The 24599-nt window shown below is 74.2% G+C and carries 18 protein-coding genes; 13 read left to right on the forward strand and 5 right to left on the reverse strand.

Features of this window, described 5'->3' with window-relative positions; all coding sequences use genetic code 11:
- Window positions 1-21 precede the first annotated feature (21 nt).
- The 6 genes from uxaC (at window position 22) to ACZLKG_RS05105 (ending at window position 9252) form a co-directional block, all read left to right on the forward strand.
- Window positions 22-1455 carry a glucuronate isomerase gene (uxaC, locus tag ACZLKG_RS05080; protein ID WP_463648150.1) on the forward strand — a complete coding sequence of 478 codons (1434 nt, stop codon included), beginning with the start codon at window positions 22-24 and terminating at the stop codon, window positions 1453-1455.
- Complete coding sequence (locus ACZLKG_RS05085) at window positions 1452-2864, forward strand: mannitol dehydrogenase family protein (protein WP_463648151.1); 1413 nt, start codon at window positions 1452-1454, stop codon at window positions 2862-2864. Before uxaC ends, ACZLKG_RS05085 begins: the two co-directional genes overlap by 4 nt.
- On the forward strand, window positions 2855-4438 hold the full coding sequence (locus tag ACZLKG_RS05090) for a gluconokinase (protein ID WP_463648152.1): 1584 nt from the start codon (window positions 2855-2857) through the stop codon (window positions 4436-4438). The genes ACZLKG_RS05085 and ACZLKG_RS05090 overlap by 10 nt, the downstream gene beginning before the upstream one ends.
- Before the next feature lie 172 nt (window positions 4439-4610).
- Window positions 4611-5591, forward strand: a complete 981-nt coding sequence (locus ACZLKG_RS05095) for a 3-oxoacyl-ACP synthase III (RefSeq protein ID WP_463648153.1) — start codon at window positions 4611-4613, stop codon at window positions 5589-5591.
- Window positions 5588-8281: an alpha/beta fold hydrolase gene (locus tag ACZLKG_RS05100; protein WP_463648154.1), complete on the forward strand. Its 2694-nt coding sequence runs from the start codon at window positions 5588-5590 to the stop codon at window positions 8279-8281. Before ACZLKG_RS05095 ends, ACZLKG_RS05100 begins: the two co-directional genes overlap by 4 nt.
- Complete coding sequence (locus ACZLKG_RS05105; RefSeq protein WP_463648155.1) at window positions 8278-9252, forward strand: NAD-dependent epimerase/dehydratase family protein; 975 nt, start codon at window positions 8278-8280, stop codon at window positions 9250-9252. Before ACZLKG_RS05100 ends, ACZLKG_RS05105 begins: the two co-directional genes overlap by 4 nt.
- A 37-nt stretch (window positions 9253-9289) precedes the next feature.
- Here ACZLKG_RS05105 and ACZLKG_RS05110 read toward each other — a convergent pair whose 3' ends face one another.
- A complete protein-coding gene (locus ACZLKG_RS05110) occupies window positions 9290-10546 on the reverse strand; it encodes an amidohydrolase (RefSeq protein ID WP_425709114.1) in 1257 nt (418 codons plus the stop codon).
- Between the two features lie 80 nt (window positions 10547-10626).
- Window positions 10627-12108 (reverse strand): glutamate--cysteine ligase, encoded by a 1482-nt coding sequence (locus ACZLKG_RS05115; protein ID WP_425709113.1) that lies wholly within the window; start codon window positions 12106-12108, stop codon window positions 10627-10629.
- Window positions 12109-12245: 137 nt separating this feature from the next.
- Between ACZLKG_RS05115 and ACZLKG_RS05120 the strand changes: the two genes are divergently transcribed.
- The 4 genes from ACZLKG_RS05120 (at window position 12246) to ACZLKG_RS05135 (ending at window position 16477) form a co-directional block, all read left to right on the forward strand.
- Window positions 12246-14102 carry a metallophosphoesterase family protein gene (locus tag ACZLKG_RS05120; protein WP_463648156.1) on the forward strand — a complete coding sequence of 619 codons (1857 nt, stop codon included), beginning with the start codon at window positions 12246-12248 and terminating at the stop codon, window positions 14100-14102.
- Between the two features lie 53 nt (window positions 14103-14155).
- Window positions 14156-14926, forward strand: a complete 771-nt coding sequence (locus tag ACZLKG_RS05125; RefSeq protein WP_425709111.1) for a vitamin K epoxide reductase family protein — start codon at window positions 14156-14158, stop codon at window positions 14924-14926.
- Between the two features lie 79 nt (window positions 14927-15005).
- Window positions 15006-15581: an ECF RNA polymerase sigma factor SigK gene (sigK, locus tag ACZLKG_RS05130; RefSeq protein WP_463648157.1), complete on the forward strand. Its 576-nt coding sequence runs from the start codon at window positions 15006-15008 to the stop codon at window positions 15579-15581.
- Window positions 15582-15595: 14 nt separating this feature from the next.
- Window positions 15596-16477 carry an anti-sigma factor gene (locus ACZLKG_RS05135; protein ID WP_425709109.1) on the forward strand — a complete coding sequence of 294 codons (882 nt, stop codon included), beginning with the start codon at window positions 15596-15598 and terminating at the stop codon, window positions 16475-16477.
- A 134-nt stretch (window positions 16478-16611) separates the two neighbouring features.
- On the opposite strand, the gene ACZLKG_RS05140 is transcribed toward ACZLKG_RS05135, so the two are convergent.
- Window positions 16612-17301, reverse strand: a complete 690-nt coding sequence (locus tag ACZLKG_RS05140; RefSeq protein ID WP_463648158.1) for a response regulator — start codon at window positions 17299-17301, stop codon at window positions 16612-16614.
- Window positions 17294-18907 carry a sensor histidine kinase gene (locus tag ACZLKG_RS05145; RefSeq protein ID WP_463648159.1) on the reverse strand — a complete coding sequence of 538 codons (1614 nt, stop codon included), beginning with the start codon at window positions 18905-18907 and terminating at the stop codon, window positions 17294-17296. The genes ACZLKG_RS05140 and ACZLKG_RS05145 overlap by 8 nt, the downstream gene beginning before the upstream one ends.
- An 86-nt stretch (window positions 18908-18993) precedes the next feature.
- Between ACZLKG_RS05145 and ACZLKG_RS05150 the strand changes: the two genes are divergently transcribed.
- The gene (locus ACZLKG_RS05150; RefSeq protein ID WP_463648160.1) at window positions 18994-20346 is read left to right on the forward strand and encodes a GntP family permease; all 1353 of its coding nucleotides are present in this window, start codon (window positions 18994-18996) and stop codon (window positions 20344-20346) included.
- 139 nt (window positions 20347-20485) lie between these two features.
- On the opposite strand, the gene ACZLKG_RS05155 is transcribed toward ACZLKG_RS05150, so the two are convergent.
- Window positions 20486-20935 (reverse strand): HIT family protein, encoded by a 450-nt coding sequence (locus ACZLKG_RS05155; protein ID WP_425709105.1) that lies wholly within the window; start codon window positions 20933-20935, stop codon window positions 20486-20488.
- Window positions 20936-21035: 100 nt separating this feature from the next.
- Between ACZLKG_RS05155 and ACZLKG_RS05160 the strand changes: the two genes are divergently transcribed.
- Together ACZLKG_RS05160 and leuS are read left to right on the forward strand one after the other, a co-directional pair.
- A complete protein-coding gene (locus tag ACZLKG_RS05160; protein ID WP_425709104.1) occupies window positions 21036-21548 on the forward strand; it encodes a MarR family winged helix-turn-helix transcriptional regulator in 513 nt (170 codons plus the stop codon).
- A 155-nt stretch (window positions 21549-21703) separates the two neighbouring features.
- Window positions 21704-24580, forward strand: coding sequence for a leucine--tRNA ligase (gene leuS, locus ACZLKG_RS05165; protein WP_425709103.1), 2877 nt, complete (start codon window positions 21704-21706; stop codon window positions 24578-24580).
- Window positions 24581-24599: the final 19 nt, after the last annotated feature.

Below are 24599 nucleotides of genomic sequence, written 5' to 3' on the forward strand. Positions count from 1 at the left end.
CGCCTTCGGGACGATGAGCCCATGAGCGACTACGCCCACCCCTCTCAGCTTGCGCATCCCGACCGACTGCTCCCCGCCGAGCCGGCTCTGCGGGACGTCGCCCGGCGCCTGTACGACGCCACGAAGGACCTCCCGATCATCTCCCCGCACAGCCACGTGCCGCCCGCGTGGCTGGTCGACGACGAACCCTTCCCCGACCCGGCGTCGCTGCTCATCGTCCCGGACCACTACGTGCTGCGTCTGCTGCACGCGAACGGCGCCGACCTGGCCGACCTCGGGCGCGGCCCGGACGGGCCGGTCGAGCTCGACGAGGCGGCCGCCCGCAAGGCGTGGCGCATCCTGTGCGAGAACTACCACCTCTTCCGCGGCACACCGGTGAAGTACTGGTTCGACACCACGTTCGCCGACGTCTTCGGGATCACCGAGCCCCCCTCCGCCGCGACCGCCGACGCGCTCTACGACCAGATCGCCGAGGCCCTGACGACCCCGGCGTTCCGCCCGCGGGCGCTGTTCGACCGCTTCGGCATCGAGGTGCTGGCGACCACGGACGACCCGCTCGACGACCTCGCGGCGCACCGCGCTCTCGCCGAGGACGAGAGCTTCACGGGCCGCGTGGTCCCCACGTTCCGGCCGGACCGGTTCCTCGAGCTCGGCCGTCCGGACTGGCCGGGGCTCGCCCGCTCGCTGGGTGAGGTGGCCGACGTCGACACCGGGTCCTACGCCGGCTACGTCGCCGCGATCGAGGCCCGCCGCCGATACTTCAAGGACCACGGGGCGGTCTCCTCGGACCACTCCCACCTCGACCTCGGCACCGAGCCCCTGTCCGAGACCGACGCGAGCCGCATCTACACCGCCGCACTGCGCGGCGAGGCGTCCACCGACGAGTCCGTGGCGTTCCGCCGTCACATGATGAGCGAGACCGCCCGCATGGCCACCGAGGACGGCCTCGTCATGACCCTGCACCCCGGCGTCCGCCGCGATCACGACCCGGACAACCTCGCCGCCTACGGGCACGACGTCGGCTCCGACATCCCGGTCTCGATCGAGGTCACCGACTCCCTGCGCCCGCTCCTGGGCCGCTACGGCAACCACCCGAACCTCCACCTCGTGCTGTTCACCATCGACGAGACGGTGTACTCCCGCGAGGTCGCCCCCCTCGCCGGCTTCTACCGGTCCTTCTACGCGGGCGTACCGTGGTGGTTCATCGACGCACCCGAGGCGATCCGCCGGTTCCGCGGCGCCGTCACCGAGACGGCCGGCTTCTACCGCACGTCCGGGTTCATCGACGACACGCGCGCGTTCCTGTCCATCCCCACCCGGCACGACATGTCCCGCCGGCTCGACGCCGCCTACCTCGCCGAGCTCGTGGCCACCCACCGGCTCACGGAGGAGGAGGCTGCGGCGACCGCTCTCGACCTCGTGACGACGATCCCGAAGCAGGTGTTCAAGCTGTGACTGACCGGCTCTCCCGCGGCCCGGACCGGCCGGCCGCCCCCGTCCGGCTCGTGCACGTGGGCCTGGGGAACTTCTTCCGTGCCCACCAGGCCTGGTACACCGAGCACAGCCCGGACGCCGCGGACTGGGGGTACGCCGCGTTCACCGGACGCAACCCCGCGGCGGTCGAGGCGCTCGGCCCGCAGGAGGGTCTGTACACGCTCGTGACCCGGGGCCCCGAGCGGGACGAGCTGGAGATCGTCGGCTCGATCAGCGCCGTCCACGGGTCGACCGAGCACGAGGCCTGGCTCACCTACCTTCGCGACCCCGCGGTCGCCGTCGTCACCCTCACCGTCACGGAGGCCGGCTACCTGCGCGGCCCCGACGGCGGGCTCGACCTCGCCCACGAGGGCGTCGCCGCCGACGTCGAGGCCCTGCGCGCCGACCCGACTGCACCGGTGACCACCGCGCCCGCCCGCCTCGCGTCCGGCCTGCTCGCCCGCCGCGCCGCGTCCGCCGGGCCGATCACCCTGCTGTCGTGCGACAACCTCCCGCACAACGGCGAGGTCCTGCGCCGGGTCGTCACGGACCTGCTCACGGCGGCCGGCGCGAACCCCGCCACGATCGACGACGTCGACTTCGCGGGCTCGATGGTCGACCGCATCACCCCCGCCGCCACCGACGACGACGCGGCCCTCGTCGAGCGCGAGCTCGGCGTGGCCGACAGCTCCCCGGTGACGACGGAGCCGTTCAGCGAGTGGGTCGTCGCCGGGTCCTTCCCGGCCGGCCGGCCCCGCTGGGAGGAGGCCGGAGCGACGGTCGTCGACGACGTCGAGCCCTACGAGCGGCGCAAGCTGCTGCTCCTCAACGGCGCGCACTCGCTCATGGCGTACGCCGGTCCGGTCCTCGGGCACGAGCGGGTCGACCAGGCCTTCGACGACTCCCGCGTCCGGGCGTGGGTCGAGCAGCTCTGGGACGACGCCGCGCCGATCCTCGAGCTCCCCGCCGACGAGCTCGACGCCTATCGCGAGGCGCTCCGGGGACGCTTCGCCAACCCCCGCATGCGCGACTCGCTCGCCCGGATCGCGATGGACGGCTCCCAGAAGATCCCCGTCCGCCACGTCCCCGTGCTGCGCGCGGCGCGCGAGGCCGGCCGGCTGCCCGCCGGGGTCGTCGTGGCGCTGGCGGCCTGGATCACGCACCTGCGAGGCTGCGGCGTCCCCGTCAACGACGTCCAGGGGGACCGCTGGCGGTCCCTGGCCGCCGGGTCGGCCGGCGAGGCCGTGGCCGCGGTCCTCGGCGAGCTGGTGCCGGACCTGGCGGGCGACGAGGAGCTGCGCGACGCCGTCGTCGATCGTCTCGACGCGTTCGAGGTGCCGGGCGGCCCGGGTGACACCTCCGCGGGGAGGGGCCCGCAGCCGTGGGCGTGATCGTCGGCCTCGACGTCGGCACGACGGCGGCGAAGGCGGTGGCCGTGGACACCGCGTCCGGGTGGCGCACGTCCGCCACCGCCGAGTATCGGCTCGACGCGCCGCGGCCCCGGTGGCAGGTGCAGGAGCCGTCGGCCGTGCTCGCCGCCGTCGACACCGTGCTCGCCGAGGTGGCCCGGGCCGTGGGCGACCGCGCCGGAGGCGCCGGCAGCTCCCGGAGCGCCGGCGACACCTCCCGCGCGCGCCCCACCGGTGCCACCGGCGAGCTGGAGGTCCTCGGGGTCGGCACCGCCATGCACGGGCTGGTCGGCCTGGACGCCGACCTTCGACCCGTCACCGAGCTCATCACGTGGGCGGACACCCGCGCGCACGCCGAGGCCGCCGAGCTGCGCGCCGAGGGGCGCGCCACGGAGCTGCTCGCGCGCTCCGGTACGCCCGTCCACCCCATGAGCCCCCTGACGAAGCTCATGTGGTTCGACCGCCACGACCGGTCCACGCTGCACGCCGCCTGCCACTGGATCGGCCTGAAGGACCTCGTCCTGCTCCACCTCACCGGCCGGGTCGTCACCGAGCTGTCCACGGCGTCGGCCTCCGGCCTGCTCGACCTGGCCTCTCGTGACTGGGCTCCGGGCTCGCTCGATCTCGCCGGCGTGTCTCGCGAGCAGCTGCCGGACATCCTGCCCACGACGGCCCTGCTCGAGCTCTCGTCCGTCGCCGCGGACCGGACCGGGCTCCCGGCAGGTCTGCCGGTCAACGTCGGAGCCACCGACGGCCCGCTCGGCAACCTGGGGACGGGAGCGATCGCCCCCGGCGTCGCCGGCATGTCGATCGGCACGAGCGGCGCGGTGCGCACGGTCGTGCCGGAGCCGCGCACGGACTCCCGCGGCCGGCTGTTCTCCTACGCGCTGACCGACGACGCGTGGGTGCTCGGCGGCGCCGTGAGCAACGGCGGCCTGGTCATGCGCTGGGCGGCCGAGACCTTCCTCCCGCAGGCCGACGGCACGGCCCGAGACGCCGAGGCCCTCGCGCTCGCCGCCCAGGCGCCGCCGGGCAGCGACGGCCTCGTCATGCTGCCCTACCTGCTGGGGGAGCGGGCGCCCCTGTGGGACCCCGATCTCTCCGGCTCCTACCTGGGCGTACGGCACGCGCACGGCCGGGAGCACTTCATGCGCGCCGCCCTGGAGGGCGTGTGCCTGCAGATGGCGGACCTCGTCGACGTGCTCGACGGCGTCACCCCGGTCACCGAGGTGCGGTGCACGGGCGGGGTCTTCCGGTCCGGACTCTGGCGCAGCGTCATGGCCGCGGCCCTCGGGCGACCCCTGGTCCCCACCGACGACGCCGAGGGATCCGCCCTGGGATCGGTCGCGCTCGCGCTCCTGGCGACCGGCCGGGCGGACGACCTGACGGGCGCGCTCGCGCAGGTGGCCCCCGCCGGCGGGGCCGACGAGGCCGTCGAGGTCCCGGAAGCGGACCGCGCGACCTATGCGCGCGTGCGCGGCCGGACCCTGGACCTCCTTCGCGGCTACGGCGAGCTCGCCGAGCACCTCGCGGACCTGGCCGACGCGCGGGGCTGAGGGCGATGCGCCCCGGTGACACGCCGGATGTCTGGCGCACCGCCCGCGCCGGCGCAAGCGGTGTTCGCCGAGAGCGGTCCGACCTGCGGGACCGGCGGTGCCCGATTAGGTTTGGGAGGTGACGGACGTAGGAAATGCGAGCTTTCGGTACCGCGACACCGCGGTGCTGTCGGTGACGCACATCGAGGCCCCGGTGCGGGTGCCGTCGACCGACTTCGAGGACCAGCTGGCCGACACGCGCCGGCGGCTGCGCATCCCGGACCACATGCTCGAGCGTGTCTCCGGCGTGGTCGAGCGGCGCTGGTGGGAGCCCGGCACGAGGTTCGACGACCCGGCGATCGAGGCCGGCGCGAAGGCACTCGCGGACGCCGGCGTCGACGCGTCGCGGGTCGGGCTCCTCGTCAACACCTCGGTCACCCGCACCCACCTCGAGCCCTCGGTCGCGGTCCGGATCCACCACGGGCTGTCCCTGCCGAGCTCGGCGCTGAACTTCGACCTCGCGAACGCGTGCCTCGGGTTCGTCAACGGCATGATGCTGGCCGCCACCATGATCGACTCCGGCCAGATCGAGTACGCCGTCATCGTCAACAGCGAGGATCCGCGCGAGACGCAGCGGACGACGATCGAGCGGCTCGGCCGGTCCGACGCCACGCGCGAGGACTACAGCCGCGAGTTCGCGTCCCTCACGCTGGGCGCCGGCGCCGCGGCAGCCGTGCTCGGTCCCGCGGGGCGGCACCTCGGCAGCCACCGCGTGGTCGGGGGCGTGAGCCGCGCCGGCACCGAGCACCACGAGCTGTGCGTGGGGGATCTCGACGGGATGTTCACCGACACGAAGGGTCTGCTCGACGGCGGGCTCGCCCTCGTGACGGACGCCTGGCGGGAGGCCCACAACGGCGCCGGCTTCGACTGGACCGACATGGACCGCTACGTCACGCACCAGATCTCCACCCCCTACACCAGGGCGGTCATCGACGCGATCGACCTGCCCGCCGACCGCGTGCCGATCACCTTCTCCCACTGGGGCAACGTCGGGCCGGCCTCCCTGCCGATGACCCTGGCCGCCCAGGCCGAGAGCCTCGAGACGGGCGACCGCGTGCTGTGCATGGGCGTGGGCTCCGGCCTCAACACCGCCATGCTCGAGCTCGCCTGGTGACGGGCCCGCCGCCGGGTCTGTCCGGCCTCGACCAGCGGTGGAGCCGCCACGTCACCGTGGCCGGCGGCCGAGACCGGCCGACCACCTGGCACCTGCTCGACAACGAGGCGGACCTCGTCGCACCGGCGCGCGGGACGCTGCTCGCCGTCCACGGGAACCCCACCTGGTCCTACCTGTGGCGGGAACTCCTGCGCGCGGGGGCCGGCGCCGGGTGGCGCGTGATCGCCGTGGATCAGCCCGGCATGGGGTACTCGCCGCGGGACGGGCGTCGGCGACGCCTGGCCGAGCGCGTGGCGGACCTCGGCGCACTCACCGACCAACTCGGTCTGACCGCGCCGGTCGTCACCGTTGGGCACGACTGGGGCGGGGTCGTCTCGCTGGGGTGGGCCACCGAGCACCCCGAGCTGCTCGCCGGGGTCGTGGTCATGAACACCGCCGTCCACCACGACGGCGCCACGCCGATCCCCGGGCTGCTTCGCCTGGCCGGTCACCCGGCGGTGCACGGATGGGCCACGAGCGGGACCACCGCCTTTCTCGACGCCACGCTCGCCCTGGCCGGTCCCGGGCTGACGACGGACGTCCGCCGCGCCTACCGCGCGCCCTACCGCCGCGCCGCCGACCGGCGCGCGATCGCCGACTTCGTCGCCGACATCCCCGCGTCCCCCGACCACCCGAGCCACCCGGCGCTCGCCCGGATCGCCGAGGGCACCGCGCGGCTGCACGTGCCGGCGCTCGTGATGTGGGGACCACGGGACCCCGTGTTCCTGGAACGCTACCTGCGCGACCTGCTCGCCCGCCTGCCGCACGCCGACGTCCACCGGTTCGAGGGAGCGGGCCACCTGCTGCCCGAGGACGCCGACGTCGCCGGCACTGTCGTGCGTTGGTTGGGCGAGACCTTCGCCGCCACGGACGAGACGCACGGACCCCGGCACCGGGCCGGCGGACGCACATCCGACGCGGGCGCCACCGAGGGACCCACCGCCGCGGACCGACCGGCCCCCTACCGCCCGCTCAGCGCGGTCCTCGAGGACAACGCCGACAGCGACGCCGCCGCCGTGGTCGCACTGTCCGCCGACGGCACCGACACGGTGAGCTGGCGCGAGCTCGCCGCGCGGGCCCGCCACCTGGCCCTCGGGCTCCACGACCTCGGCGTCCGGCCGGGGCAACGCGTCAGCCTGCTCATCACGCCGGGGGTCGAGCTCACCACCGTGCTGTTCGCCTGCCTGCGCCTGGGCGCCGTCGTCGTCCTCGCCGACCAGGGGCTCGGCCTGCGCGGCATGAGCCGGGCGCTGCGCGGCGCCGACCCGAGCGTCGTCGTCGGCATCGAGCGCGGACTGGTCGGCGCGCGGCTGCTGCGCTGGCCGGGCCGCCGCGTCGCCGCCGCCGACCTCACCCCCGGGCGGGCACGTGCCCTCGGTGCGGAGACCACCGTCGACGACCTCGTCGCACGTGGCGCGCACCTCGAGCGGACCGGCGCGACCCCGCCCGCGGGTCCGGACCCGGACGACGACGCCGCGATCCTCTTCACCTCCGGCTCGACCGGCCCCGCCAAGGGGGTCGTCTACAGCCACCGCCGCCTCGCCGCCATGCGGGACGCGCTGGCCGCGACCTACGACCTCGGCCCCGGATCCTCGTTCGTGGCAGGCTTCGCGCCGTTCGCCCTCATCGGCACCGCCCTGGGCTCGCTCGCGGTCACGCCGGACATGGACGTCACCGCGCCGGCCACGCTCACGGCCTCGGCCCTGGCCGACGCGGTCGCCGTCGGTGAGGCCACGGCGGTCTTCACGTCGCCGTCGGCGCTGGTCAACGTGCTCCGGACAGCCGACGAGCTCGACGACGAACGCCGCGGCGCGCTCGCACGCGTGGGACTCTTCCTCTCCGCAGGCGCCCCGATCGCGCCCGAGCTGCTCGCCGAGGTCGGCCGCATCATGCCCGCGGCCGCCGCGCACACCCCGTACGGCATGACGGAGATGCTCCCGGTCACCGACATCGACCTCGACGGCATCCGTGCCGCGGCCGACGACGCCGCCCGAGAGGACCTGGTCGTCGGTGCGGGCGGGGGGACGTGCGTGGGCCTACCCGCGAGCGGGGCACGGGTCCGGATGGCCGGGCTCGACGCCGACGGCCGGGCCACCGGCGAGGCGACGTCGGCCCCCGGCGTCACCGGAGAGGTCCTCGTCACCGGACCGCACCTCAAGCGCACCTACGACCGCCTGTGGGCCACCCAGGCCGCGAGCGCCGACCACCCGGGCTGGCACCGCACCGGCGACGTCGGGCACCTCGACTCCGCCGGACGCCTGTGGATCGAGGGGCGCCTCGGGCACGTCGTCCGCACGGCTCAGGGCGTCGTGACGCCCGTGGCGATCGAGCACGCCGCACAGGCCGTGCGGGGCGTGCGTCGCGCGGCCGCGGTCGGCGTCGGCCCGGTCGGGACACAGCAGGTCGTCGTCGTCCTCGAGACCGACCCGCAGGTCGACCCGCGGTCGGCCGCACGGCCCTCGCTCGCCACGCCCGGGCTCACGCGGGCCGTGCGCTCCGCCGTCGGGGCGAGGTGCGGCCGCGACGTCGCTGCGGTGCTCAGGGTCCCCGAGCTCCCCACCGACGTGCGGCACAACGCGAAGGTGGAGCGCGCAAGGATCGGGCGGTGGGCCGAGCGTGCGCTGGGCGGCGGACGGATGGGCGCGCCGTGAGCCGCGTCCTCGTCACCGGCGCCAGCGGCATGCTCGGCCGGGCCACGGCCGAGCGGCTCGTGGCGGCCGGCCACGACGTGCGCACGTTCCAGCGCCGGCCCGCCGGGGTCGCCGGCGCGGCCGACTCGCTCGGGTCCCTCACCGACGACGAGGCGGTGCGTCGCGCCGCCGAGGGGCGCGACGCCGTCGTCCACCTCGCCGCCAAGGTCTCGGTCAGCGGACCGCGCCGGGACTACGAGCAGGTCAACGTCGAGGGGACGCGCCGCCTGCTGGCCGCGGCGGGGGCGGCGGGCGTGACCCGGTTCGTCCACGTCTCCTCGCCGTCCGTCGCGCACATCGGGGACGCCCTCGTCGGTGCGGGCGCCGGTCCGGCCGAGCCCGGGCTCGCACGCGGCCACTACGCGCGCACCAAGGCGGCGGCCGAGCGGCTCGCGCTCGCGGCCGACGGCCCGGGCCTCGCCGTCGTGGCGGTACGACCGCACCTCGTGTGGGGACCGGGGGACACCCAGCTCGTCGGACGGATCGTCGAGCGAGCCCGGGCGGGTCGGCTCCCGCTGCTCGACCAGGGTGCGGCGCTCATCGACTCGGTGTACGTCGACAACGCCGCCGACGCCCTCGTGGCCGCCCTCGACCGTGCCGAGGACGTCCACGGTCAGGCGTTCGTCGTCACCAACGGCGAGCCCCGGCCGGTGGGTGACCTCCTGGCCGGGATCTGTCTCGCGGCCGGTGTGGCGCCGCCCGCGTGGCGCGTGCCCGCGGTGCTGGCACGCGCGGCGGGCACGGTCGTCGAGACCCTCTGGGCGGTGCGCCCGGGTCCCGACGAACCACCGATGACGCGCTTCCTCGCCGAGCAGCTCTCGACGGCGCACTGGTTCGACCAGCGACGGACCCGAGCCGAGCTCCGGTGGCGGCCGGACGTCAGCATCGACGAGGGCCTGGCGCGCCTCGCCGCGCACGCCCGACGCGCCTGAGCGCCGCCCGACGCGCCTGACCGGCTCGTCGCCGCCGTCAGTCCGCGAAGCGCTCGGACCGCTCGACCACCCCGCCCGCGCGGCTGTAGACCTCGCGGCCCGCGATGAAGGTGCGCTCCACGTGCGCGGTGGTGTCGAGCGGGTCGCCGCTCCACACGACCACGTCGCCGTCGCGCCCGGCCTCCAGCGCGCCCACGCGGGTGTCGAGGCGCAGGAACGCGGCCGGGTTCGTCGTCAGCGCCTCGATCGCGGTGCGCGGGTCGAGACCGTCCTTCACGGCGAGGCTGGCCTGCAGGACGAGGAGGTTGATCGGCACCACCGGGTGGTCGGTGGTGATGGCGACGCGGACGCCCGCGCCCGCGATCTGCGCGAGGTGCGGGGTGGCCCGGTCGACGATCTCGACCTTCGACCGGCTGGTGATCATCGGACCGTAGATGACGGGGATGTCCCGCTCGGCGAGGACGTCGGCGATCTTGTGGGCCTCCGTGCCGTGGTTGAGGACGAGCCGGTAGCCGAACTCGTCGGCCAGGCGCACGGCGGTCGCGAGGTCGTCGTGCCGGTGGGAGTGCTGGTCCCAGGCCAGCGTCCCGTCGAGGACGGCGGCGAGGGCCTCCATCGTCACGTCCCGGTCGAACGGCTTGCCCTCGGTCGCGGCGTGGGCGCGGCGCGCGGCATAGTTCTGCGCGGCGGTGAACGCCTCCCGGATGATCTTCGCGACGCCGAGGCGGGTCGACGGGGTGACCTTCTGCTCGCCGTAGACGCGCTTGGGGTTCTCGCCGAGGGCCGACTTCACGGAGACGGCGTCGGAGATGACCTGCTCGTCGACGGTGCGCCCGCCCCAGGTCTTGATGGCGACGGTCTGGCCGCCGATCGGGTTGCCGGAGCCGGGCTTGACCACGGCGGTCGTCACGCCCCCGGCGAGGGCGTCGCGGAAGCCCTCCTCGTCGATGTCGATGGCGTCGATCGCACGGACGCCGGCCTGGTTGGGGCCGGTCATCTCGTTGACGTCGTTGCCGGCCCAGCCCCGCCCCTCCTCGGAGACGCCGAGGTGGGCGTGGGACTCGACGAAGCCGGGCAGGACGACCTGGCCGGTGGTGTCGACCCGTTCGACGCCGTCGGGGATCGTCACCGAGCCGACCGGTCCGACGGCGGTGATGACGCCGTCCGAGACGAGCACGACGCCGTCGGGCACGTCGGCGCTCGCGACCGGGCGCACGAGGCCTCCCACGAGTGCGACGGACGCACCGGGGCGGTCGGCGGTGGGGACGGGGAAGAAGGGGCTGATCGAGGTCATGCCACCGATCATCCCACCGGCACGGCGGCGTCGACGGTCGGTGCCGCGGCCGTGCCCGGGGCGCCGAGCACGGACCGGCGCTACGGCTCCGGCACCGGCCAGAGCGCCACGGGGGTGTTGGTGTCCATGTTCCGGCGATAGTCGAGGAGCATCCGGCCGATCGCCACCTGGCGGGTCACGCCGCCGGACTCGTAGGCGTCCACCGCTGCGACCTGCCAGGACGCCCCGTTCTGCCGGCGCTCCACCCGCTGGGCGATGATCCCCAGGTAGTGGTCGGCCACGTCCTTGTCCACGCCGAGGCTCGCGAGCCCGGAGCGTGCCATCGGTAGCAGGATGCCCTCGATCAGCTCGAGCGCGTCGATCTCGAGCTCGCCCGGCCAGCTGAGCCGCGCGTCGATCCCGTGCCGCGCCGCGGCCTCGAAGTTGTCGCGGGCGGCGGAGAACGGCATCCGCGTCCAGGTGGGCCGGTCCTCGCGCACGAGGGCCTCGACGGCGCCGTAGAAGAACGCCGCGTTGGCCACCGTGTCGACGACCGTCGGTCCGGCCGGCAGCACGCGGTTCTCCACCCGGACGTGCGGTCGTCCGCCAGAGACGGCGTAGATCGGGCGGTTCCAGCGGTAGACGGTGCCGTTGTGCAGCGTGAGCTCGTCGAGCGTGGGGGTGCCGCCGGCGGCGAGGACCTCGAACGGGTCGGCGTCGGTGGTCTCCGGCAGCAGGGCCGGGTAGTAGCGGACGTTCTCCTCGAACAGGTCGAAGATCGAGGTGATCCAGCGTTCGCCGAACGTGACGATGGGCCGCACGCCCTGGTGCCGCAGCTCCGGCGCTCGGGTGTCGGTGGCCTGGAGGAACACCACCGGTCGGGTCTCGGCCCACAGCTTGTGGCCGAACAGCAGGGGGGAGTTGGCTCCGAGCACGAGCTGGGGGCCCGCCAGGAGCTGGGCGGAGTTCCAGTAGCGCGCGAACTGCTCGGGGCGCACCTGGAGGTGCAGCTGGGTCGACGTGCACACGGACTCCACGGCGATCGACTCGAACGTGGCGGACAGGGGTTCCGGGCCGGCGATCTCCAGCGTGATCTCCTCGTGGCGCGCCATCCGGATGGCGGCGTCGAGCGCGAGGTACCGGTCGTCGTCGGAGATCCAGTCCCGCTCGGCGTGCTCGGGGCCCAGCGTGGGCAGGATGCCGGTCATGACGATGTCGACGCCGAGCTCGCGGGCGCGGTCGCGGGCGTGGTTGAGCGTGTCCCGCACGTCCGTCTCGAGGTCGGCGAGCGTGGTGCCGGACAGCACCCGTGGCTCGACGTTGAGCTCGATCGTGTACTTCCCCAGCTCGCTCTGGTAGCTCGGGTCCGCGATCCCGGCCAGGACCTCGGCGTTGGTGCTCGCGGGGGCTCCGTCGCCGGTGACGAGGGCGAGCTCGATCTCCAGGCCGGTGCTCGAGACGTCCTCCGCGAAGTGGCCGCGCGCGAGCATGACCTCGAGCGCGTCGAGGCACTGCGCGACCTTCGCGCGGTACCGGGTCCGGTCCGCACCGGAGTAGCTCGTCTGCGTGATCTCGCGTCCCATGACCAGATGCTCGCACCCGGGGCGGCGCCGCGCGCGTCCGACGTCGTGCGCGCCCGGCATCCGGTCGGACCGCGTCGGTCGTGGGCCGGGTCGGCCCCTGTCCTCGTGTGAGCCCGCGCCGCCCGTACACTGCAGCGATGACCTCGGACGACGTGGATCCCGCACGCCGGTCACCGTCCGACCCCGGTCCCGATCCCGCACGCGTCGAGGCGGAGGCGGAGACGGACGACTCCCTCGACGTGACCGCGCAGCCCGCCGTTCGCCGGGGCCGGGTCCTGCACCGCCGGATGCCGTGGTGGGTCATCGGCGTCGTCGTGCTCCTCGTGGCCGTGGGGTCCGCCGTCGTCGGGGTCGCGACGGCGCACGTGACCACCACGGTGGGACCGCACCGCGCGGACGTCCAGATCACCCTCGACTCCGACCTCACCATCGACCTGGGGCCTGCCGGCAACGTCGTGCTCGACTCGCCGCTGCCCGCCGAGCTCGGCGTCACTGCGGTCGTCAAGGAGCTCCCGGCGGACGCGACGGTCGGCGTGGAGGGCGGCCTCGTCCCGGGGCTGCTCGCCGACGCGGAGTCCTACGCCCGCCTGCTGGCCTACCCGGACGCCGCGTTCGCGGAACCCACCCGCGCACTGATCGACGACGTGCTGGCCCGCTCGACGCTGATCGCGGCCGTCGCGCTGACGGCCGTCGCCGCCGTCCACACCGGCCTGCACGGGACCTGGTCGCGGTCGTTCCGCCTGGTGACCGACCGGCCGGTCGTCGGCTCCCTGGTCGCGTGCGCCGTCGCCGTCGGGCTGCTCGCCGCGATCGTCCCGGCGACCCGGAACGATGCGCCGCCCGGCGTGACCATCGCGTCCTTCCGGGGCACCCCGCTCGAGGAGGCGACGATCTCCGGCCGGCTCGGCGATCTGCTCCAGGCGTACGGCCCGACCATCCGCCTCTTCTACGACGGCAACACCGAGTTCGCCGGGGAGGCCCGCGCGTCTCTCGAGGCAGGTCTCGAGGAGGCCGGCAGGTGGTCGACCGGGCCCGACGGCGAACGGCCCGAGAACGTGACGACCGCGATGTTCTACACGGACGTGCACTGCAACGTCGGCGCGGCCGAGGTCGTGGGCCACGCCGCGGAGCTCGTCGAGGCCGACCTCGTCGTCGACGGCGGGGACACGACCATCGCGGGCACCGCCATCGAGCAGTTCTGCGTCGACGCGATCGACAGCTCGATGCCCGACGAGGCCACCTACGTCGTGGCGGCCGGCAACCACGACTCGATCGTCACCGTCGACCAGATGCGGCGGGCCGGCTGGACCGTGCTCGACGGGTCGATCATCGAGGTCGCCGGCCTGCGGATCATCGGCGACACCGACCCGCGGATCACCACGCTCGACCAGCCCACCGTCCAGGAGCGCGCCGAGACCTGGGAGGAGACGGCCCTTCGGATCGGCGAGGACTCCTGCGAGGCCCTGGCCGACGGCGACCCGGTCGACCTGGCCGTCCTCCACGACGCCTTCGGCGGGCGCCGCGTGGCCTGGACAGGATGCGTCCCGCTCACGCTATCCGGCCACATCCACACCCACGTGGGCCCCGAGATCGACGGGCTGGGCGTGCGCTGGGTCGAGGGCGCGGCCGGCGGGCAGGGCCAGGGTGTGCCCACCCTCGGGGCCGTCCGGGAGCCGGCGCCGATGGGGCAGATCGAGTTCGACTCCGAGACGGGCGATGCCCTGCGCTACCGGAGGATCGTCCTCGAGCCGGACGCGACCGTCGGTGTGGGGCAGTGGCAGGAGATGCCCGACGCACTGCCCATTCCCAAGGTGGACATCGACGGCGACGAGGTGGACCCCGAGAGCCGCTCCGGCGGTCCGGGGGAGAGCCCGAGCGGGTTCGGCGACGAGGTGCCCTCGGAGGGGCCGCCGCCCACCGACGGCGCGGACGAGGGTACTGATGGCGCGGACGAGGGTGCTGACGGGGCGGACGAGGGCCCGGACGGCGGCTGACCCGGTCGCGACCGCGAACCGTGCCCGCCCGCGCCGGCAGTCATACTGAACGCGTGACCCGACGAACCCCCCGCCGTCGTCCCGACGACCCGACCCCCGACCGTGGGGCCGATGTCGTCGATGCCGAGCTCGACGAGCATGTCCCGCACGACGACCGCGACGCGGCGCTCGACGAGCACACGGACGACGACGGCTGGGAGGACGTCGTCGACCGCGCGGAGCCGAGCGAGCACGAGAGGGCCGGAGGCGCACCGCGCGAGCTGTCGATCCTGCTCGTGCTCGCCGGGCTCGCGGGCCTGTGGGCCTCGATCGAGCTCGTCCGCTCCGAGCTCATCGTCGCGGCCGACCCGGGCGCGGCGCTCGGCTGCGACATCAACCCGCTCATCGGCTGCGGCACGTTCCTGTCGACCTGGCAGGCGCACGCCCTCGGCATCTCGAACGCACTCCTCGGGACGGCCGCCTTCGGCGCGCTGCTGGCGACCGGACTGATCCTGCTCTCCGGCGGGCGCCTCGGGCGCTGGTTCTGGTGGCTGCTGACCGCCGGGGCGGCCTTCGCCCTCGTCGCGCTCGTGTTCTTCGTCTACACGGCGTTCTACGAGATCCGGGCGCTGTGCCCCTACTGTCTCGTGGTCTGGGCGGCGATCATCCCCGTCATCGTCCACGTCCCCGCCCGGGCGGCCCAGGCGGGCCACCTAAGGCTGGGGGAGCGGCTGACGCGTACGCTCGTCCTCGACCGGTGGATCATCACCGGCGTGCTCTACGCGGCGATCGTCCTGTACGCACTGGTCCACTTCTGGGACCAGTGGATGCTGATGGCGCGCTGAGCGCCGGGGCAGTCCGGCGGACCGTCGGCTCCGAACCCCCGCCGACGACGCCTGCCGACCCAGCTCCGAGGAGCCGCTCATGACCGGTACGACCACGAGCCGCGCGGACCGCGCGCGCCGGCTCGCCGACCTCGTGGCCAGGGTCGCGACCGGTGACGAGGCGGCGTTCGCCGATCTGTACGACGCGACCGCGCCGATGGTCCACGGCACGTGCGTGCGGGTCCTGCGCGACCCTGACCTGGCCGCGGAGGTCACCCAGGAGGTGATGATCGAGGTGTGGACCAGGCCCCACCGCTTCGACCCCTCCAGGGGGAGCGTGCCGGCGTGGATCGCGACCATGGCTCACCGTCGTGCGATCGACCGGGTACGCGCCGTCCAGGCGCAGCGGGACCGGGACGAGGTCGCGGGCGTGCGGGGCTACGGACGGCCCTACGACGACGTGAGCGAGAGCGTCGAGCGCTCCGGCGATCGCGAGCGGCTCGTCTCGTGCCTCGGGACGCTGACCGACGTGCAACGCGACGCCGTGGAGCGCGCCTACTTCGGTGGACGCACCTACCGGGAGGTCGCCCACGACCTCGGGGCGGCGCTGCCGACCGTGAAGTCGAGGATCCGGGACGGCCTCGCGCGGCTGCGGACCTGCCTGGGGGTGGCGTGATGGAGGGGAGGCTGATGGACGACGACCCGTCGCGGCGCGGGCGGGACGACGCGGCTCACGAGCGGGCCGAGGTCGACGCCCTGCTGCACGCCTGGGCGCTCGACGCGGTCGACGACGCCGAGCGTGCGCGTGTCGAGCGTGCGGTGCGGGAGGACCCCGAGCTCGCCGCTGAGGCCCGCGCGCTGCGGGAGACGGCGGCCCTGCTGGCCGAGGGTGGTGCGATCGCCCCGCCGGAGGGGATGCGTGCCCGCGTGCTCGGGGCGGTCGCGCGGACGCCGCAGGAACGCCGTGCGGGCCCCGACGAGGGTCCCGGCACCGACGTCGACGGCGCCGGTGCCGCGGGCGGGCTCGGGGGCGCCGCTGCCGACGGCGTCGGCGGAACGGTTGACTCACTCGGCCGCGTCGGGAAGCCGGCCGAAGCCGTCGACGAGGTCGGCGCGGCCCGCCGCAGCCGTCGCTGGCCCCGCGTGCTGGTGGCCGCCGCCGCGGTCCTCGCGATCGCCGTGACCGGGACCGTGGCCGTGCAGCAGTACCGGCGCGCGGAGGAGACGCAGCAGGAGATCGCGGCGATCCACGACCTGCTCGCCCGCCCGGGCAGCGAGCTCGTGGTCGCCGAGGTGGCCGGTGGCGGGACCGCGGCCGCGGTGCTCGGCGACGGCGAGGCGGTGTTCGTCGCCGGTGGACTGCCGGAGCTCGGCGAGGACCGCGACTACCAGCTGTGGGTGATCGATGCGGCGGGCGCGGAGTCGGCGGGCGTCCTCACGGCGCACGACGGTCGCGCCAGGGCCGAGCTCCCGCAGCTCGCAGGCGGGGACGTCCTCGGTGTGACTGTCGAGCCCGCCGGCGGGTCGGACGGCCCCACGAGCGACCCGATCGTCACCCTCGCGGGCGGGTAGGGCCGGCCGCGAGCCGGTCGCGGGCCGGTCGCGGGCCGGCGCGACGGCCCGCGACCAGCGGCTCAGGGCCCGAGCCGACCGGCGGCTCAGGGCCCGAGCCGACCGGCGGCTCAGGGCCCGAGCCGACCGGCGGCTCAGGGCCCGCTCCACGTGTAGGTCACCTCGGGCCGCCCGCTCCCGCCGAGGCGCTGCCCGCGGTCGGCCCGGCCGGAGTCGGCGAGATACTGCAGGTATCGACGGGCGGTGACCCGGGAGACGTCGACCTCACCGCCGACCTCCGAGGCGGACAGCCCCTCCGGTCCGCCCGCGCGCAGCACACCGATCACCCGGTCGAGCACGCTGCCGACGAGCCCCTTGGGGGCGTTGTCGGTCGCCAGCACCGGCCGGCGCAGCTCGCGGAAGACCGAGTCGACGCCGGACTGGCTGGCGGCGTCCGCGGCCGCCAGCCCCTCCCGGTACCGGCGGTAGGCCTCGAGCCGGTCGCGCAGGTCGGCGAACGTGAAGGGCTTGAGCAGGTACCCGACCCCACCGAGCGAGACGGCGGCGCGCACCAGCTCGATCTCCCGGGCCGCCGTGATCGCCATGACGTCCGCCGGGTGCCCGCCGGCTCGCAGCGCCCGCGCGATGTCGAGGCCGTGACCGTCCGGCAGGTTGAGGTCGAGCAGCACGAGGTCCACCCGCGTCCCGGCCAGGAAGCGGAGCGCCTCCTGAGTCGTCGAGGCGGTGCCCGCCACGGCGAAGCCGGGGACGCGTCGTACGTACTCGCTGTGGCCGGTGACGGCGACGTCCTCGTCGTCGACGATCAGCACGCGGAGGTCATCCACGGTCGGCCCCCGTCGACCCCTGCCCGGGCGCCCGCCCCGGCACCGGGACGCTGATCTCGAAGGTGGCGCCCGGCGGGTCGTGCACCACCATGCGGGCGCCGAGCGACCCGACCGTCTGCTGCACGAGCGACAGCCCGATACCGCGAGCGGCGTGCGGGCCCTCCTTCGTGCTCCAGCCCCGGTCGAACGCGTGCTCGGCGGCCTCGCCGGTCAGCCCCGGCCCGGTGTCGCCCACCGTGAGCAGCACCTCGCGCGGTGACGTCTGGATGTCGACCGCCACCCTGCGCTCGGCGGAGGGCGGGAGGGCCGCCACCGCGTCGATCGCGTTGTCCACGAGGTTGCCCAGGACGGTGACCGCCTGCCGGGGTGGCAGCAGCCCCGCCGCCAGGTGGGCGTCCGGGTCCAGCTCCAGGGTGATGCCCCGATCGGTGGCCTGGGCCACCTTGCCGAGCAGCAGCGCGGCGACCGCGGGTTCCTCGATCGCGGCGTTGATCGCGTCGCGCTGGTGCTGCGTGGCCCGGAGCTCCTCGGTGGCCAGGCGCAGGGCCTCGTCGGTGCGGTCCAGCTCGATGAGCGTGATGACGGTGTGCAGCCGGTTCGACGCCTCGTGGGTCTGTGCCTGCAGCGCGTCGACGAGGCTCTGCACCGTGCCCAGCTGGCCGGTCAGCTCCTCCAGCTCGGTGCGGTCCCGCAGCGTCGTCAGGGTCGCGATCCGGTCGTCGTCGCGGGTGACCTCGGCCGAGGAGACCAGGAGGATCCGGCCCCCGTGGACCTGCGCCTCGTCGTGCCGGTCGGCACCGGTCAGCATGCCCGCCAGGTCCGAGGGGATGTCCAGCTCGTCGACCGGCCGTCCGACTGCCTGCTCGTCGAGCCCGAGCAGCCGCCGGGCCTCGTCGTTGGCGACCTGGACCCGCCCGTCGCGGTCGGTGATGATCAGTCCTTCGCGCACCGCGTGCAGCACGGCCTCGTGGTGGTCGTGCAGGCGGCGCAGCTCGACGGCGCCCAGCCCCAGCGTCCCCCGGCGCACCCGACGGGCCACGACCAGGGCCGCTCCCGCGGCCACCGTACCCGCGGCCAGGCCGGTCAGCAGCACCCGGGGCAGGACGTCGCGCAGGTTGTCCGCCACGCGGTCGCGGGTGATGCCGACCGCCACCAGGCCGATCACCTCGCCGTCGTGCAGTACCGGCACCACCGCGCGGGTCGAGGGTCCGAGCGTGCCGGTGTACTGCTCGAGGACGATCCCGCCGGCTCTGGCCCCGTCGATGTTCCCGATGAACTCCTCGCCCACCAGGTTCGCGGTGGGGTGGGTGTGCCGGGTGCCGTCGGGGTCCATGACGACGATGAAGTCGGTGGCCGTGCGCTCGAGCTCGCGCGCCACGACCTCCTCGAGCGCGGCGGCCGGGTCGGGGGAGGCCAGACCCTCCACCACGTCGTCGGTGGCGGCGATCGTCTCGGCCACCGTGGTGACCTTCGTGGCCGCGGTCGACTCGACGCCGCGCCGCGCATAGTCGTACGCGGACGCCAGCGACAGACCCATCATCACCGCCGCGACGACGCTGAGCACCACCAGCACCTCGGTGGCGACGCTGCGCGTCCTCGTGGACATAGTGAACACAAGCGTGCACCCCCCTGGACCTGGTCGGCAGCCTTGGCCGGCGTCGCACCGATGCGGCACCGAACAAGGAGGTCGGAATGATAGCCGTGCACACCGCGATCGCCATCGTGGCGATCATCCTGCTGATCATCAGGTTCAAGGTCGATCCCGTCATCGCCCTCGTCCTCGGCAGCTTCTACCTCGGGCTGGCCACCGGGGTCGGGTTCGGCGGCACGGTGGGGGCGATCACCGGCGGGTTCGGCGAGATCATGGCCGACATCGGGCTGCTCATCGGCTTCGGCGTCCTCATGGGGTCGCTGCTCAACCGGATGGGCGCCTTCCGCAGCATGGTCGAGGCGCTCGTGCGGATCGTGCCCGCCAGACGCCTGCCGTACGCGCTCGGCGTCGCGCTCAGCACCATCGCCCCGTCGATCTACGTCGACGTCCAGGTGGTCCTCGCCGCACCCGTGGCCCGGTCGTCGGCCGGGCTCGTCGGCAGGCACGGACTCGCGCGGCTGGCCGGGGCCCTGGGCACCGGCATCTTCTGCGGCTACGTCTTCGTCGTCCCCGGGCTGGCAGCGGTCTCGGTGGTCTCCCTGCTCGGCGTCGAGATGGGGACCTACCTCATCTACGGCATCATCATCGGTCCCGCCACCGCGATCGGGACGATCTGGCTCTTCCACCGCATGCTGGGCGCCGGCTGGTGGCGGCCCGCGACCGACGAGGAGGAGTCCGAGGCGCTGCAGCAGCAGGAGGCCGCCGCCGAGGAGCAGGCCGACGGCGAACGGCGCCCCCCGCTGTGGCTGGCACTGTCGCCCATCGTCGTGCCGCTGCTGATGATCGCCTTCGGTGCCTTCGCCGGGCTGGCCGGGGTGGAGAACGCCGTCGTCAGCTTCATCGGTGACGCGACCGTCGCCCTGTTCGTGGGCCTGCTCGGGGCGTTCGTCATGAGCCGCGTGGTCGTGGGGACCGAGCGGACCAACGACGCCGTCGGCGACGGCCTGCGCACGAGCGGTGAGATCCTGCTCGTCACCGGCGTCGGCGGCTCGCTCGGGGCCGTCATCGAGGCCACCGGCCTGGCCGAGATCCTGGGCGGGCTGTTCTCCGTCGGGCAGGGCGTCACGGTGATCGTGAGCATCCTGCTGGCCTGGGTCGTCGCCGCCCTCATGCACCTGGCGATCGGGTCGGTGTCCGTCGCCGCCATCGCGGCGGCCGGCATCGTGGCCCCGGTGCTCGGCACCCTGGAGGTGCCCGCGGTGATCATCGGCCTGGCGATCGCGTCCGGCTCGCTGTTCGCGCTGCAGGTCAACAGCAACTTCTTCTGGCTGTTCAAGGCGCTGCTCGGCCTGTCGACGAAGGGCACCCTCAAGACGATGACGACGGTCACCTCGATCGCGTCGGTCGTGTCCCTCGTGGCGGTGCTCGGGGCGTCCCTCGTGCCCATCGGCTAGGCGGAGGGCTCCGGTGGTGGCGGCAACGGGTGGGCGCCCGCTGCCGCCGCGCCTGCGTCGGGCCTCCGGCGGGACGAGTGTCGCCCTCGGGGCGGACGCCTCTCCAGTCGGGGCGGCTGCCGCTTCTGCGCCGCCCGGGTCAGACGGTCGGGGAGGTGCCCGGCTCCGCGGGGACGTTCGCGGGGAACCCGGTCTCCCGGATGGCGGCGCGCAGGCGCTCGGCCGCGGCGTCCATCTCCTCGTCCGGGACGTCGGACCGCGCGACGGCGGGGTCGAGCACCGTCTCGTCCCAGGCCGGGTACACGTGCACGTGGAGGTGCGGGACCTCGAACCCGGCGACGACGATCATCGCCCGCGGCGCACCCGTCGCGGCCCGCTGGGCCGCGCCGATGCGGCGAGCGACGACGGCGAGGTGCGCGACGAGCTCCTCGTCGGCGTCGAGCACGTTGTCGACCTCCGCGCGCGGGACGACGAGCGCGTGCCCCTCGGTGTGGGGGCCGGTCGAGAGGAAAGCGACGCACAGGTCGTCGGACCAGACGAAGCGCCCGGGGATCTCGCCGGCGATGATGCGGGAGAAGATGGTGGCCATGCCGCCAGGCTAGGGCCTGGGCGGTGCCCGTGCTGCGGGCGACGGCGCGCAGGACCGCTGCACTATGGTGCGCCACGGGGACGGCGAAGGGATACGACGGGTGGACTCGACGCGGGACGCGGCCGGGGGCGACGCGCCCCCGGACACGGGCATGCGCCTGAGCAGCTCCACCTGGGAGGCGCTGCTGCGCGCCGAGGTCACCCTCATGCGCACCTTCGAGGCGTCCGGGGACTTCCAGCCGTTGTCGAAGACCGAGTACGACGTGCTGTTCATCCTCGCCACCGCGCCGGGCCGCAGCCTGCGCATGCGCGACCTCAACGAGCAGGTCCTCATGGCCCAGCCGAGCCTGAGCCGGATGGCCGACCGCCTGGCCGCCAAGGGCTACCTCCGGCGCACGCCCGCCGTCAACGACGCCCGGGGGACGAACCTCGTCCTCACCGAGGAGGGGCTCGAGATGCAGCGCGCCGTCGGGCGACGGCACGTGCGGACCATCCACGCCGAGATGTCCGTCCTCGACGAGGACGAGCAGCGCGAGCTCCGTCGTCTCCTGCGCAAGGTCCGGACCGAGGCGCGCCCGGCCGACCCGCGCTCTCGGCGATCAGGGCGGTGGTAACCTGCCCGACATGGCTTTCGTGCTGCTCCTTCCCGGGCCGCGCTGAGCAGTCCACCGCCCCACGCGGGCCGGTGACTCGGCGCGGCGGACCTCCCATGTCGGGAGGTTTTTTTCTGCCCGGAGGCGAGCACCCCACACCGGATGAGCTGAGGACCATGACGACCGAGACCACCGCCGCGCACCCCACCGACGACTCGACCCCGCCGCACCGCTACACGGCGGCCCTGGCCGGCGAGATCGAGCAGCGCTGGCAGGACCGCTGGGCGGCCGAGGGCACGTTCCACGCGCACAACCCGACCGGCCCGCTGGCCGGTCCGCGCGCCGACCGCCCGCGCTTCTACCTCCTCGACATGTTCCCCTACCCCTCGGGCAAGGGCCTGCACGTCGGGCACCCGCTGGGCTACATCGCGACCGACGTCGTGGGGCGGTTCCGGCGCATGCGCGGCGACAACGTCCTGCACACCCTCGGCTACGACGCGTTCGGCCTGCCCGCCGAGCAGTTCGCCGTGCAGACCGGGCAGCACCCCCGGGTCACCACCGAGGAGAACATCGCGACGATGCGCCGCCAGCTGCGGCGCCTGGGCCTGGGGCACGACGAGCGCCGATCGATCTCCACCACCGACCCGGAGTACGTGCGCTGGACGCAGTGGATCTTCACGCAGATCTTCAACTCCTGGTACGACCCGACCCACGTCCGGCCCGACGGCGGCACCGGTTCCGCCCGGCCGGTCGCCGACCTCGTCGCGCAGCTGGAGTCCGGCGAGCGCGAGGTGCCGGGCGGGCGCGCCTGGGCGGACCTCACCGACGTCGAGCGGGCCGAGGTCGTCGCCGGGTACCGGCTGGCCTACGTCTCCGAGCAGCCCGTCAACTGGTGCCCGGGCCTGGGCACGGTCCTGGCGAACGAGGAGGTCACGGCCGACGGCCGCTCCGAGCGCGGCAACTTCCCGGTCTTCACTCGCAACCTGCTGCAGTGGACGATGCGGATCACCGCGTACGGCGACCGCCTGCTCGAGGGCCTGGACCACATCGACTGGCCGGACAAGGTCAAGACGATGCAGCGCAACTGGATCGGGCGCTCCGAGGGCGCCAACGTGCGCTTCGACGTTCCCGGCCGCGGCGAGTTGGAGGTCTTCACGACCCGTCCGGACACGCTGTTCGGCGCGACGTTCATGGTTGTCTCGCCCGAGCACCCGATGCTCGACGGCGAGCTGCCGGCCGCCTGGCCCGCCGACGTCCCCGCGGTGTGGACGTCAGATGCGCCCGACCCGGCCTCCGCCGTCGGGCAGTACCGGGCCCAGGCCGCCGCGCGGACCGACGACGAGCGCACGGACGACGCGCGGACCAAGACCGGTGTCTTCACCGGCCTGTACGCGACGAACCCCGTCAACGGCGTCCGGGTGCCGGTGTTCACGGCCGACTACGTGCTCATGGGCTACGGGACGGGCGCGATCATGGCGGTCCCGGGCGGTGACCAGCGGGACTTCGAGTTCGCGACGGCCTACGAGCTGCCGGTGATCCACACCGTCGAGCCGCCGGCCGACCACGAGGGTGGCGCGTGGGCGGGAGACGGCCTGGTCACGGCGTCGGCGAACGAGGAGATCAGCCTCGACGGCATGACGGTCGAGGACGCGAAGGCGACGATCACCACCTGGCTGTCCGACAAGGGCCTGGGCGAGCAGGCGGTGACCTACCGGCTGCGCGACTGGCTGTTCTCCCGCCAGCGCTACTGGGGCGAGCCGTTCCCGGTCGTCTACGACGAGGACGGCGTCGCGCACACGCTGCCCGACGAGATGCTGCCCGTCGACCTGCCCGAGGTCGCGGACTACTCGCCGCGGACCTTCGCCCCCGACGACGTCGACTCCACGCCCGAGCCCCCGCTGGGGCGCGTGCCTGAGTGGGTGAACGTCCGCCTGGACCTGGGTGACGGGCGCGGCGAGCAGACCTACCGCCGGGACACCAACACGATGCCGCAGTGGGCGGGCTCGTGCTGGTACGAGCTGCGCTACCTGGACCCCACGAACTCCGAGAGGTTCGTCGACCCCGAGATCGAGGAGTACTGGCTGGGCCCGCGCACGCAGGGCGGGGTCGGTGGCACCGACCTGTACGTCGGTGGCGTGGAGCACGCGGTCCTGCACCTGCTGTACGCGCGGTTCTGGCACAAGGTCCTGTTCGACCTGGGCCACCTGTCGAGCTCGGAACCGTTCCACGAGCTGTTCAACCAGGGCTACATCCAGGCGTACGCGTACGTCGACTCCCGGGGTCAGCACGTCCCGGCCGACGAGGTCGAGGGCGACGAGACCGCCGGCTTCACCTGGCAGGGCCGGCCGGTCACCCAGGAGTACGGGAAGATGGGCAAGTCCCTGAAGAACGCGGTGACGCCCGACGAGATGTACGCGTCCTACGGCGCCGACACCTTCCGCCTGTACGAGATGTCGATGGGGCCGCTGGCCGACTCGCGCCCGTGGGACACCCGCGCGGTCGTCGGGTCGCTGCGCTTCCTCCAGCGGCTGTGGCGCAACGCGATCGACGAGACCACCGGGGAGGTCACCGTCACGGACGACGCGCCCGACGAGGAGACCGCCCGCCTCGTGGCCCGTACCGTCGCCGAGGTCACCGACGAGCTGGAGGGCATGCGGGTCAACACCGCCATCGCCCGGCTCATCGTCCTCAACAACCATCTGACGACCCTGGAGCGGGTGCCGCGCGCGGCGATCGAGCCGCTCGTGCTCATGCTCGCGCCGATGGCCCCCCACGTCGCCGAGGAGCTGTGGGAGCGTCTCGGGCACCCGGGGTCGCTGGCCTACGAGCCGTTCCCCGAGGCGGACCCCGACCTGCTGGTCGAGGAGACGGTGACCGCGATCGTGCAGGTCAAGGGCAAGGTGCGGGCGAAGCTCGAGGTGTCGGCGTCGATCGGCGAGGACGAGCTGCGTGAGCTGGCGCTGGCCGAACCGGCCGTGGTCAAGCACCTCGACGGCGCCGAGCCGCGGCGCGTCATCGTGCGCCCGCCGTCCCTGGTCAACGTCGTCCCGTAGCCGGACGGGCCCGTAGCCG

The sequence above is a fragment of the Georgenia sp. Z2081 genome (genome assembly GCF_055326445.1).